Raw genomic sequence first — 11,329 nt, forward strand, 5'->3', positions numbered from 1 at the left:
CGCCGCGGCCCTGGCTTCTGCTGAGGCCACCGTGACCGCCCTCGAATCCGTCGACGCATCACCCGAAACCTGCGCCAACTGCTCGCCACCACCGAAAGAAGGACCGCATGACCACCACAACCACCGCCCGCGACGAGTTCGCCGAAGACCTACAGGAGGTTTTCGAGGGCGGAGACCTGGTCTACGAAGACATCGCCAGCGCCCTGATGATCCGAGGCTATGTAAAGGCAGACCACGCCGAGTTTGGGTTGGACCACAAGCGTTCCGATCTGGAGTTCACTGATGAAGACGGCGAATCGTGGACCGACGAGGAGGACTTCCGAGCCTACGCAGAAGAGTATGGCTACAGCATGCAGATGGTGCGCCGTCACGTCACAGCATGGGAGCTGTTGGTATGAGGGCGGCTCGGTGGACGTTCCGCCGGCGCCTTGCCTGCTGGTTCGGTGAGCAGTTGGTCCCGCGCCGGCACTACCAGTTCCGGATGAGGGCATGAGCGGGCTATGCGTCCAGGGCAATCTTCGCCAAGTGCTTGACGCGCCAGGCGTTCCACCCCGGGATCGTCACGTCCAGCAGCCGCAGGGCCTCCGCATCGAGCCGGCCACCGCCAAACGCCAGCCGCTGGCTATGAAGCCAGACACCGAGGACGCGTTCGTCCTCACCGACCGGTCGGCGGAACTGAGGCCATCGACCCTCCGAGGCCTTGAACATCCGAAGCTCCTCGAGCCTGTTCCGCCACCGCTCGGCCTCCTCGGTGGAACGCTGGTCCACATCCCAGCCTGGGAGCACCGCCAGCAACCTGAGTCGCTCATCGTCGAGGCGCCCGGCACGGGCCGCTCGCCGTTGAATCGACAGCCAGTTGGCCAGCCTCCGATTGACCGGATCACGGTTATGCGACGTCGGGTACCGTCCGGCCGACTCCCGGAACTTGGCCAGGGCCTCAAGGCTCAAACGCCAAGCAGCGCCCGGCGGCCGCGGCCTTTTGGTAGGACGGTTAGCCAGGTGCTCAGCCGCCATCTCAGGGGCCGCCGCCCGCTGGGTGCGGATGTGACTGCCCACTGTTTGTGGCAGGGCCCCACAGACGGCTGCGATACGCCCGACCGTCAGGCCCTTGCGGTACATCAGATCCCACTCCGGATGACGAGACTCACCGCGCCTGAAGGTTCCCCCAGAATCCATGACAACACCCTAGGCCGTGTCGGGCTCATGTCCAGAGAACGAGGCGGCTCGACCAGGACCGTGCCGACAGTCTCAAGAGGAAGGACCACGGATGAGTGATTCGAAACCAGACCCGAACCTGCCCGAGTTCGTGAGCATTGAGTCCATCAAGGCGGACATCGAGGCCATGGAAAACGAGCAGGCGGCATGGACGCCGGAATGGATGCTCAACGCGCTCATGTCCGTGTGGCAGGACGGGCAGCTCAAGGGCAACACTGACGGATACTTCGGCACGAGCACCGCCCGGAACCCGTTCATGACCGAAGCGGAACTCAAGGCTTGGCACGGCCATGGCTGACCCCAAGTCGGACGGCGAGAAGCTGGCCGCGGCCATCCTCACGCGCCGCCTGCGTAAGTGCATCGCCGAGGGAGCGCACGTCGAGCGGACGACCTGCCCCAGGTGCGGCCAATGATCCGGTATTGCCCACACTGCCGCCACTGGCACGACGCCAAATGCCAGGCCATCACGTACAACGAATCCGGCGGCGCCCACCGATGCTGCTGCACAGGGGAACCGCAAACCGGCCACGGGTGAAACCCGGTGAAACTGGTGAATCCAGTGAAACCTCCCAGCTGTTCAGGTTTCCGCCCAGAACCCTAAACTAGCCGCCCACTATGCAGAGTTACGGCCGAAAAGCCCTAAACGCCCGATTACCCACAAACAAACCACCCCGCGTTTTCCAGTGCGCGGAGAACAGGGAGAACAATTAATAGCCCGGCACCATGACCGCCCAGCTCACGCTGGGCTCCGGGGAATAGTCACCGCACCCCCTGCCGACACCACGGGAGCATAGGATCGGACTCATGAGCCGCCGAAACAACGAAATGCCGCGAACAGATAGCGAAATCCTCGATGACTTCCACTACCTGGCGCAGGACGTGATAAACCACCCTCTGGCACTCGCCCCTCAACCAATGGCCTTGAATGTGACGTTCTTTGCAGGAGGGGGAATGGACTTTGGATGGGACAGTCCGGAGTCAGCTCCTTGGGTCGAGCTAGCCACTTACGTGCGCAAGTTGGCGATTCTGGAAGACGAGGCCACGAGCATTACGAAGGTACTCAAGATTATGGGGAAAAACCACGAGTGGCTCCGGCCGGATGTTCAACGCATTCAAGACGCCGTCAAAGAATGGCGGGGTTCGAACAAGGCGCAGTTCGTGACTCAGGAGGACGAGGGAGGTCTCTCGATCACTTCGAACGCCCAGGCCGCAGAGATTGTCATCAATGGCAGCATGTTCCACGGGAACGCCAACCTTCTCAAGGTCTGGCGCGAGCTCGACCCGTTCGCAAGGAACTACATGGTCGCATCCGCCCAAGATTGGATTACCACAGCAGCTGGCCTTGTAAGACAAACCGTTGACGTAGTAGAGAGGGCCCTTCCTGAGCTGGCCGCAGCACAAACAAAGAAAACCCCGTGAGCGACACCATCGAGTAGTGCAGTCAACGGGCTGCAACGAAACCTGAACCCAAGGCCCCCACCAGGGGCCTTTTTCATGCCCAAAAGGAGGGCCTATGGCTTACGAAGCCGGGATATACGAAGGCATTCCCAACGAGGAGTATCACCGAGACCCAGCGCTCGGCTCGACGTCGTTGAAGACGCTGGCCACCCGCACACCTGCCCACTGGAAATGGGAATCAGAGCACCCAGTCCACAAGGACGTCTACGACATCGGCACACTCGCCCACAGCCTCATCCTCGAAGAGGACAAAACCAGGCACCGTGTCATCGACGTCGAAGACAAGCGCGGCAACAAATGGACTATCCCCGCCAACGAAGCCAAAGCAGAGGGCCTGATCCCGGTTACCCCGAAGGAATGGGCTGGCATCGTCGGCATGCGCGACTCAGTCATGGCCCACCCCGAAGCCCGTCAACTATTCACCGGCCACCGCCCCGAAGAGTCAGTGTTCTGGGAAGAAGACGGCCAGACACTCAAATGCCGGCCCGACGCCTGGCAGCCGAGCGTGCTCGTGGACCTCAAAACCGGTCGCGACGCAGACCCCAACGAGTTCGGCAAAGTCGCAGCAGACTACGGCTACCACCAGTCAGCCGGACACTACATCGACGGCGTCAAACAAGCCACAGGCGAAGAGCTCCCCTTCCGCTTCGTCCTGGTCGAGAAAACCGAACCCTATCTCGTCTCCGTAGTTGAGCTCGACGACGCATCAATCGACATCGGCCGGCAACTCAACGATCGAGCCAAACGCATATACCGCGAATGCATCGAGTCTGGCAACTGGCCCGGGTACCCAAGAGTCGAACCAGTCAGCATCCCCAATTGGGCCTTCTACAAAGCCGAAGACCTACTCGGCATTCCCAACGACATCGAATTGGAGGTATCCCCATGGACCTAACCCAATCCATCACGCCAAAGTCCGACCAACTCAACTCCGATGATCTGATCACCGGGCCCGTAACCGTGACCATCACCGAAGTCCGGGCCGGCAACGCTGAGCAGCCGGTATCGATCCTCCTGGCAGAGTTCCCCGGCCGACCCTACAAGCCCTCCAAGAGCATGCGCCGCGTACTCGTCCAAGGCTGGGGATCTGACGGCGACACGTACAGCGGCCGCCGTCTCGCACTGTTTCGCAACCCCGAAATCAAATTTGGCGGCGATCAAGTCGGCGGCATCGAAATTGCGGCAATGTCCCACATCCCGAAGCGCCTCAGCGTCTCCCTCATGATCACCCGTGGCAAACGGAAACCGTTCCACGTCCAGCCCTTGCCTGACGCTGCACCGACCGCTGCACCATCTAGCCCACCAACGATCAACGACAAGGTCAGGGCCGACACTGCGAAGGCCATCGCCGAGGGAACCGTCCCCGACTACCTAGCCTGGCTCACCGAACAAGGCGCACCCCAGCACATCACCGACTACGTCAACACCACCGCAAAGGAAACCGCATGACCAAGATCATTCGACTCGCGACCACCAACTACAAGCGCGTCAGCGCTGCGGAGATCGTCCCGGATCCGGACGGCAACCTCGTCATCGTGGCAGGCAAGAACGGGCAGGGCAAGACATCCATGCTCGACAGCATCACCGCGGCCCTGGGCGGCGTGAATGCAAAGACCACCCCGAAGCCCATCCGCGACGGCGAAGAGCGCGCCGAGATCGTTCTGGAGACTGAAGAGCTGATCGTCACCCGCCGATTCACCGCCTCCGGATCCACACTGACCGTCAAGTCGATCGACGGCGCCGTCTACCCCAAAGGTCAGGCCAAGCTGGACGACCTGCTCGGCAAGCTGTCCCTCGACCCGCTGGCCTTCACCCAGCAGTCCGACCGCGACCAGCTCGCCACCGTGCTGGACCTTGTAGACCTCCCGTTCGACCTCGACAAGCTGGCCGCCGAGCGCAAGGACATCTTCGAACGCCGCTCCGACGCCAACCGCAAGGTCAAGGAGCTCACCGCCCGCGCCACTGAGTACATCGCCAAGCCGGCCGACCTGCCCGACGAAGAAGTCAGCGTCTCCGCATTGATCGCCGAGTACCGCGATGGCCAGACACTCAACCACAACATTGACGTCGCCCGCACGGCTTGCGACGGCTGGGCCGAAAAGGTCGAGCGCCTCAAGCGAGAGCTCGCCGACGCCGAGATCCAGCTGGAGATCGCCCAGAAGCGCACCGACACCGCTCCACCCAAGGTGGACCTCGACGCCATCCAGGCGAAGATCGACGGCGCCGAGACGGTCAACGCCGCGGTACGCCTCCACAAGGCCGGCGAGAAGGTGCGCGCAGAACTGACCATCGTCCAGCAAGAAGCCGCAGAGCTCAGCGAAGCCATCGCCGAGATCGACAAGCAGAAGGCCGACGGGCTCGCCGCAGCGAACTTCCCCATCGAAGGCCTCGGTTTCGACGAAACCGGCGTCACCTACCAGGGCATCCCGTTCAAGCAGTCATCCGGCGCCGAACAGCTCCGTGTCTCCCTCGCCATGGCCATCGCGCTCAACCCCAAGCTCCGCGTCATCCGCATCGCCGACGGCTCCCTACTCGACGCTGACAACCTCGCACTCGTGGAAGCTGTCGCCCGCGAGCACGACTTCCAAGTCTGGATCGAAATGGTCGGAGACGGCGACGGCCGCGGCATCATCATCGAAGACGGGACGGTGCGAGCATGAACCTCGGGAGTGACCGTGGTCGGCAACCTCACTAACGACCCGGAGCTGCGCTTCACCCCGGGCGATCCGCGGTGGCGAAGTCAGGTCCGGTGAAGCCTCCCCGGGGCTTTCGACCCCGTAGCTTTGGCTGCTGGCGTTCACACCCCAATCGGGAGCTTCCTGTTTCACGTACTTTGCCAGCTCTCAAGCTTCCTGGCGATGGTCACGCTGTTTTGTCTTGGGTAGGCCTTGATTGTGTACGTGGACCGCCCCTCCGCGTGTCGACGTCGGGGGCCATGCAGTTCACTCGGGCACCGGTCCGGGAACTGGAAGCGTCCGGGAGTGAGGCAGGTGTGCGCTCAGCGCCCGGCACGCGGTGAAAGGGAGAAGGACGGGGCTAATTTATCTCGTTGCTCGCCCGATCACTGGAGTCCTGAGGTTCGGACGAAGTTGGGGACGTGCCGGCTGTCCCATTTCCAGTTGGGCATATGGTGGCGCTTGACGAACACAATCAAGACAAGGCCAAAAAGAGCAAGGGCGATGATGAAATTTGGCACGTCGATCGCGCGAAACATCAGGAACAGTGGCAGGAAGAAAAGGAACATGTACAGAAGGGTGTGTCTAGTCCGGTGCCACTTCTTTCGTTCGGCCAGATTCACGAAATTTTTGAACTCATCAATCTGCTCCCGGGCTGTGGGGTCGGAGCATTTAAGGTCAGCAACTGCCCGCAGGCTCTCGCGCGACACGTCAAGCTGCGATTTAGTGAGGATGGAGCTCGTTCCATCACCGTGCTGAGACCATTGCTGCTGCGCGGTCGACATGAGGGCCAGACCGTAATAGCCCTTATACAGTTCGTTGTCCGGCTCAGCCTCGTGGACCAGCTTGAAGACGGTAAGGGCCTCTGGTACTCGGTCCAAATTGTTTAGCGCGACCCCGATACGCGATTGATAGAAGAGGCTTTCCGGTTCCAGGTCGCTGGCTCGTTGATAGGACCTCAAGGCGCCGGCATGGTCGCCATTCGCGCGATATGTATCTCCAAGCGTGCAATGGTAAGAGGCCTCATACGGATCGAGGCGGGCGGCCTCACCCAGCTCAAACTCAGCGTCCCTTGCGTTGCCGAGCATTGTCGAAGTCACGCCACGTATATACCAAGCTTCGGGGTTCTCGGGTCGCTGCGTCGTCGCCTCCCGGGCAGCGTAGTTGGCCTGTGACGCCGTACCGGATTCCAAGTACTCTCGCGCGATCACGACCCAGTCTCGTTCGCTGGCCACGGCATCCGCGAAGGTCCGCTCCGGAGTTGATTCATGAGCAGCCAGCTGCCGGTCAAAGTCAGCTCGCTTAATCGGATCGAGTAGCGTTACCTCAGCCTCGGCAAGAACTCGCGTCGCGGCAACCGGATCGCTTTGTCCGTCCAGCCAATCTGCACGTTTCTGCTTAGCAGCCTGCGTGATTGTCGCGGCGCCGGCCCCGCGCTCTATCCCAAGTATTTCGTAGTAATTGACGAACGGCATGACAGATATTCCTCCCCGTCACAGGCCCCCATCTTAATGGTACGCAAAGGTCAGTCGCCCGCTATGGGGGTCAACAAGCGGGGCTGCGGGCTCCGCCAGGGTCGGCGCTTCACGACCAGCCTGATTCCTGACCAACGAAGCGGCGTTCATGGCCGCCCAGGAACAGCCCTAAAGCAGGTCCCAACGCCCTCGCCTATATCCAGTCCCTTGCGTCGCTAAAGACCACAGCGGATCTCGGCGCCAAACCCGGCGCACAAAATCTCGCACCACCAACACAAGCCGCCACAGCGCGGCTTTTTTCATGCCCGCCGGCGCCCGGACACTCCCCCCGTCCGGGCGCCGCACACACCCGAAGGAAACCCATGAACCACGCCCAAGACATCCAGACCCGCGACGGCGTCGCCGTGGTCATCTACACCAAGAACGACTGCCGCTGGTGCGACATGACCAAGATGGTCCTCGACCGCGAGCACGTGAATTACACCGCCGTCAACGTCGAAGAAGACGCCACCGCATACGCGTACGTCACCGAGACGCTCAACCGCCGCGAGATGCCCGTCGTCATCGCCTCCGCCATCGAAGGCGACGAAGTCTGGTCCGGGTTCCAGCCCGCCATGATTCGCGAACACATCACCCACCGGGCAGACGCCGCATGAGCCCGATACGTGTCCAGCGGAAGCGGACCAAGGGCTGGAGGATGCCGGAAGGCGCTGTCTACGTCGGCCGAGGTTCCAAGTGGGGCAACCCGTATGCAGTCGGGAAATCTCAACTCCGGTTCCCCCGCGTAGATGGCACTGAGGCCTGGCAGTTCGAAGGCCGTCTGCACAAGACATCCGGCCAGAAGCACGTGTTCAGCCACTCCGACTACACAGTGAACGCCCACGGCGACAAGGTTTACCGGATCACATGGCATGACGTGAGGGACGCTACCCGCGAAGAGTGCGTAGCGCTGTTCCGCGAGGAAGTGACAGGCGAGCTGGACATGCTCGAGTACCGCTACAAGTCACGCGTCGAAGAGATCCGCACGGCGCTGGCCGGCAAGGATCTGGCGTGCTGGTGCCCGCTGGACAAGCCCTGCCACGCCGACGTCCTGCTGGAGCTGGCCAATCCGGAGGCCACCGCATGACCTCGGATCCCTGCTGCATCCTCTGCCGTCATTCAACAGGCGTCTGCCTTAGCCGCCACACGTGCGAACACCACCTACTCGCCCAGGCGCAGGACGACGCCAACCACCGAGCCAGCCGAACCATCCGCGACCCCACCGGAGACACCGCCATAGCCAACATCACCCGAGAACGAAAGGGACGACGATGAGCCCCCGCAAGAAACCAGCGCCACCCCCGCCGGCGCACATCTTCCGCGCCTTCTGGCCGGTCGTCGGCGAACCCGTCCACACCGCCAAAGTCCTTGACGAACTCCTCGCCGTTGCCGCACGCGACATGAACGCCGTCGCCCTCCGCCACCGCGCCCACATCACCGGGCCCGGCCGAGGCTACCTCGCCCGGGGCCGCGACTTCCCCGGCGCACACGGCGCCATGCAAGTCATCGTCATCGAGGCACCCGCCACGGCAATGCCGCCGCGGCCCTACCACCACTAAGGAACACCGTGAGCCTGACAGTCTCAGACTTCTTCTGCGGCGCCGGCGGATCCAGCACCGGCATCATGCAAGTTCCCGGTCTCCACGTAAAGCTCGCGCTCAACCACTGGGAGCGCGCCATCGAGACCCACGGATACAACCACCCGGACACAGACCACGCGTGCGCCGATATCGCGCACATCCGGCCGGAATACACCCCGCGGACGAACCTGCTGTGGGCGTCCCCCGAGTGCACCAACTTCACAGTCGCCAAGGGTGTGAAGCGCGAGCAGTGGGATGGGCAAGACTCCCTCTTCACCGACGGTCTCCCCGACGAGGCCGCGCAGCGCTCCCGCGCCACCATGTACGACGTGCCCCGATTCGCCGAAGTCCACCAGTACGAGGCCATCATGACCGAGAACGTCGTCGAGGTCACGGCATGGAAGCCGTTCCGCGGCTGGCTGCAGTCCATGGGAGACCTCGGCTACGAGCACAAGATCATCAGCCTCAACTCCATGCACGCCCAGGCATTCGGGCCCGGCGCCCCGCAGTCCCGGGACCGCGTCTACATCGTGTTCTGGCGCAAGGGCAACAAAGCCCCGGACTTCGAACGACTCCGACCGATGGCTATGTGCGAGAAGCACGGCATGGTCCGCTGCATCCAGTCCTTCAAGGACCCGTCCAAAATCGTGGGCAAATACAAAGCCCAGTACGTCTACCGCTGCCCGAACTCGTCATGCCGGAACGCCGTCCTGGAACCCGCGGTGCGGCCGGCCTCGGACGCGATCGACTGGAGCATCAAGGGCAACCGCATTGGCGACCGCAAGAAACCCCTGGCGGCCGGCACTATGCGGCAGATTGTGGCCGGTTTGAACCGGTACCCAGACGCGAAGTCGATGTTCACCAAGTTCTATGGAACCGGCGTCGCACATCCGACGTCGGAACCATTTAGCGCATTCACTACTCGGGACCGTCACGGGCTCGTCGTCACGCTACGTCGAAACGCCGTAGCTACCCCGGCCGCCGCTGGTCCCTTCACCACCATCACGGCCGGCGGCAACCACCACGGCCTCATGACCTACACCGAACAGGACGTCGCCGACGTCGCCTTCCGCATGATCCAGCCGCATGAGCAGATGTGGGGCATGGACTTCCCCAAGGACTACACCATCCTCGGCACCATGAAGGAGCGCACGATGCAGGCCGGGAACGCGGTCACTCCCCCGGCCGCCCGCGACCTCGCCAGCATCGTCACCGCATCGCTGGAGCTGGCAGCATGATCGTAATCCCCGGCCAAATGGACATGCTCGAGCTGCTCGAATACACCGCAGCCAGGCAGACTCAGCCGCTGTTCAAAGTCCACCCCACCGGATGGCACGGCAAGCCCAAGTGCGGGTGGTGCGGCGGGACCAACACCATCGGCGGCGGCGCCTGCCGCTATCCCGGCAACCGCCAGCTATCCATCGGCTACGACTACTGCCAGAAATGCGTGAACCTCTACGGCCACCCCAGCATCAACGGCGGCACACCCGTCGTGCTCATGACCTTCGACGAGCAGCGCATTTTCTGCGCGTTCTGCCGATCCAACTGGGGCCACAGCCTCAGGCAGGAAGTGCTGGTTCGCCTGTCAGAGGCGCACGCGCCGACCGGGGACGGGCAGTGCGCCGACATGGCCGCCAAAGGCATAACCGAGCCCTACTACGCGCCCGGCGAAACACCCTGGCTCTCCGGATCCGTCATCCAATACCCGCGCCCCAAAGGATACGGAGGGCTCTACCAACTCAGAAAGGAGGCTTCATGATCACGCGTCAGCTCGAGCCTCGATTCCTTCAACCCCCACCGCCTGGGCATCCGCAGGAACGGCGTCAGCTGTCGAGCTGTGCTCGAGGATTTCCCGATCGAAGACTTCTCCGCACATCACCAAGAAGGCGAAAAACAATATGATCCAGGTGCCCGTGACCCAAATATCGGCGAAGGGGTTGCTGCCCTCCGTGACAACGACCAGCAGGCATATAAAGGTCGCAGCCAGGGAGGTCAGCACGGCCGCAAGTCGGAGGAGCATGAGCACCTTCAACAGACGCTTTTTTCGGCCGTCGCGCTTTACAAACTTTCCCTCCAGCAACAGTGCGATGAGCAGGGTGGGAAAAACCTGGGCGAGGAGCGCAGCCGCCTCAACAGAAAGATGCATGCTGCAGATCCTACGCAAGGAGCACGGCGGCCCGTGTCCTCGTCGCCCGCATGGCCGAGACGCTGCACTACGTCAGCGAACTGTTTTTTTCGCGTTCTGCCTTCAGGGCCTGCATGAGACCTTTCCTGTCATCGCGGTCGGACGAAGGCCAGAGGGATGCAAGTCCTTCAAAGGTCAGGCAGGCGTTGGACAATCGCTCGCCTGCAGCTGCGTCATACTCCTTACCGTTCGATTTCCTCGCCTCCTCCAGGTTGGCTTTGAAGGCGAAAAGCGACAAGTGGGTTGCCCACAAAACAACCTCCGACGCGTCATCGTCCACGCCCTCCATGAACCACCGCCAAGCAGCTGCCTGCAAACGGTGCCGGACGACGGTCATCGCCTCCACCGACTTCAGCGATGCGTCCCGCAGCTCCACTGAGCCGGCAATCATGTCTGCTGCCGCTTTCGTTGACCGTTCCCGGCTTGCCTCGGCTTGCTGCTCTGCCAGCTGCTGCCGCAGGATCTTTTCCTGCTGGGCGAAGGCCTCAGCTGCTTGTTCCCTCTGCCCGGCGAGCGCCGCAGACGCCCATTCCGCTTGCTTAGCAAGTGCAATCTCCGAGAGTCGGCTTTGGTGCTTGTTCGTCAACGTCACCACCAACAGCGCCACGACAGCAGCAGCCACGGCGCTTATGGCGGCCCCAAATGTTCCGCTCCATAGCTGGAGCATCCAAACTTCATCACTATTCACTACCGAATCCTATA

The 11,329-nt window shown here is 62.3% G+C and carries 15 protein-coding genes; 11 read left to right on the plus strand and 4 right to left on the minus strand.

Translation table 11 applies throughout. The features are described 5' to 3' along the window. Positions 1-107 precede the first annotated feature (107 nt). Positions 108-398 carry a hypothetical protein gene (locus LQV16_RS13320; protein ID WP_229994371.1) on the plus strand — a complete coding sequence of 97 codons (291 nt, stop codon included), beginning with the start codon at positions 108-110 and terminating at the stop codon, positions 396-398. Between the two features lie 100 nt (positions 399-498). Here the strand turns inward: LQV16_RS13320 and LQV16_RS13325 are convergent, their stop codons facing one another. After that, positions 499-1,176, minus strand: coding sequence for a helicase associated domain-containing protein (locus tag LQV16_RS13325; protein WP_229994372.1), 678 nt, complete (start codon positions 1,174-1,176; stop codon positions 499-501). Between the two features lie 91 nt (positions 1,177-1,267). Here LQV16_RS13325 and LQV16_RS13330 point away from each other — a divergent pair, with 91 nt between their 5' ends. From LQV16_RS13330 to LQV16_RS13350, 5 genes are all read left to right on the plus strand, one after another. Further along, positions 1,268-1,513, plus strand: coding sequence for a hypothetical protein (locus LQV16_RS13330; protein WP_229994373.1), 246 nt, complete (start codon positions 1,268-1,270; stop codon positions 1,511-1,513). A gap of 506 nt (positions 1,514-2,019) precedes the next feature. Beyond that, entirely contained in the window at positions 2,020-2,634 is a 615-nt protein-coding gene (locus LQV16_RS13335) for a hypothetical protein (RefSeq protein WP_229994374.1), read from the plus strand. Between the two features lie 94 nt (positions 2,635-2,728). After that, entirely contained in the window at positions 2,729-3,568 is an 840-nt protein-coding gene (locus LQV16_RS13340) for a PD-(D/E)XK nuclease-like domain-containing protein (RefSeq protein WP_229994375.1), read from the plus strand. Then, a complete protein-coding gene (locus LQV16_RS13345) occupies positions 3,559-4,122 on the plus strand; it encodes a hypothetical protein (protein ID WP_229994376.1) in 564 nt (187 codons plus the stop codon). Before LQV16_RS13340 ends, LQV16_RS13345 begins: the two co-directional genes overlap by 10 nt. Next, positions 4,119-5,333 (plus strand): AAA family ATPase, encoded by a 1,215-nt coding sequence (locus LQV16_RS13350; RefSeq protein ID WP_229994377.1) that lies wholly within the window; start codon positions 4,119-4,121, stop codon positions 5,331-5,333. The genes LQV16_RS13345 and LQV16_RS13350 overlap by 4 nt, the downstream gene beginning before the upstream one ends. Positions 5,334-5,734: 401 nt before the next feature. On the opposite strand, the gene LQV16_RS13355 is transcribed toward LQV16_RS13350, so the two are convergent. Beyond that, the gene (locus tag LQV16_RS13355) at positions 5,735-6,823 is read right to left on the minus strand and encodes a tetratricopeptide repeat protein (protein ID WP_229994378.1); all 1,089 of its coding nucleotides are present in this window, start codon (positions 6,821-6,823) and stop codon (positions 5,735-5,737) included. Positions 6,824-7,185: 362 nt separating this feature from the next. Here LQV16_RS13355 and LQV16_RS13360 point away from each other — a divergent pair, with 362 nt between their 5' ends. The 5 genes from LQV16_RS13360 to LQV16_RS13380 all read left to right on the plus strand — a co-directional run bounded on the left by LQV16_RS13360 (position 7,186) and on the right by LQV16_RS13380 (position 10,201). Continuing rightward, positions 7,186-7,479, plus strand: coding sequence for a glutaredoxin family protein (locus LQV16_RS13360; RefSeq protein ID WP_229994379.1), 294 nt, complete (start codon positions 7,186-7,188; stop codon positions 7,477-7,479). Next, entirely contained in the window at positions 7,476-7,949 is a 474-nt protein-coding gene (locus LQV16_RS13365; RefSeq protein ID WP_229994380.1) for a DUF4326 domain-containing protein, read from the plus strand. The genes LQV16_RS13360 and LQV16_RS13365 overlap by 4 nt, the downstream gene beginning before the upstream one ends. A 184-nt stretch (positions 7,950-8,133) precedes the next feature. Then, entirely contained in the window at positions 8,134-8,421 is a 288-nt protein-coding gene (locus LQV16_RS13370; protein ID WP_229994381.1) for a hypothetical protein, read from the plus strand. Between the two features lie 8 nt (positions 8,422-8,429). Further along, positions 8,430-9,680 carry a DNA cytosine methyltransferase gene (locus LQV16_RS13375; RefSeq protein ID WP_229994382.1) on the plus strand — a complete coding sequence of 417 codons (1,251 nt, stop codon included), beginning with the start codon at positions 8,430-8,432 and terminating at the stop codon, positions 9,678-9,680. Between the two features lie 17 nt (positions 9,681-9,697). Continuing rightward, positions 9,698-10,201, plus strand: a complete 504-nt coding sequence (locus tag LQV16_RS13380; RefSeq protein WP_229994383.1) for a hypothetical protein — start codon at positions 9,698-9,700, stop codon at positions 10,199-10,201. Here LQV16_RS13380 and LQV16_RS13385 read toward each other — a convergent pair whose 3' ends face one another. Together LQV16_RS13385 and LQV16_RS13390 are read right to left on the minus strand one after the other, a co-directional pair. Next, positions 10,202-10,588: a hypothetical protein gene (locus LQV16_RS13385; protein ID WP_229994384.1), complete on the minus strand. Its 387-nt coding sequence runs from the start codon at positions 10,586-10,588 to the stop codon at positions 10,202-10,204. It abuts the gene before it with no gap. A gap of 67 nt (positions 10,589-10,655) precedes the next feature. After that, positions 10,656-11,315 (minus strand): hypothetical protein, encoded by a 660-nt coding sequence (locus LQV16_RS13390; RefSeq protein ID WP_229994385.1) that lies wholly within the window; start codon positions 11,313-11,315, stop codon positions 10,656-10,658. Between the last annotated feature and the right edge of the window lie 14 nt (positions 11,316-11,329).

This window comes from Arthrobacter sp. Bi26 (assembly GCF_918697925.1).
Taxonomy (GTDB): Bacteria; Actinomycetota; Actinomycetes; order Actinomycetales; family Micrococcaceae; genus Arthrobacter.

Coding starts and splice junctions, on each gene's coding strand:
- LQV16_RS13360 (WP_229994379.1), top strand. CDS start 7,186: ATGAACCACGCCCAAGACATCCAGACCCGCGACGGCGTCGCCGTGGTC.
- LQV16_RS13385 (WP_229994384.1), bottom strand. CDS start 10,588: ATGCATCTTTCTGTTGAGGCGGCTGCGCTCCTCGCCCAGGTTTTTCCC.
- LQV16_RS13355 (WP_229994378.1), bottom strand. CDS start 6,823: ATGCCGTTCGTCAATTACTACGAAATACTTGGGATAGAGCGCGGGGCC.
- LQV16_RS13335 (WP_229994374.1), top strand. CDS start 2,020: ATGAGCCGCCGAAACAACGAAATGCCGCGAACAGATAGCGAAATCCTC.
- LQV16_RS13330 (WP_229994373.1), top strand. CDS start 1,268: ATGAGTGATTCGAAACCAGACCCGAACCTGCCCGAGTTCGTGAGCATT.
- LQV16_RS13350 (WP_229994377.1), top strand. CDS start 4,119: ATGACCAAGATCATTCGACTCGCGACCACCAACTACAAGCGCGTCAGC.
- LQV16_RS13345 (WP_229994376.1), top strand. CDS start 3,559: ATGGACCTAACCCAATCCATCACGCCAAAGTCCGACCAACTCAACTCC.
- LQV16_RS13365 (WP_229994380.1), top strand. CDS start 7,476: ATGAGCCCGATACGTGTCCAGCGGAAGCGGACCAAGGGCTGGAGGATG.
- LQV16_RS13325 (WP_229994372.1), bottom strand. CDS start 1,176: ATGGATTCTGGGGGAACCTTCAGGCGCGGTGAGTCTCGTCATCCGGAG.
- LQV16_RS13320 (WP_229994371.1), top strand. CDS start 108: ATGACCACCACAACCACCGCCCGCGACGAGTTCGCCGAAGACCTACAG.
- LQV16_RS13340 (WP_229994375.1), top strand. CDS start 2,729: ATGGCTTACGAAGCCGGGATATACGAAGGCATTCCCAACGAGGAGTAT.
- LQV16_RS13370 (WP_229994381.1), top strand. CDS start 8,134: ATGAGCCCCCGCAAGAAACCAGCGCCACCCCCGCCGGCGCACATCTTC.
- LQV16_RS13380 (WP_229994383.1), top strand. CDS start 9,698: ATGGACATGCTCGAGCTGCTCGAATACACCGCAGCCAGGCAGACTCAG.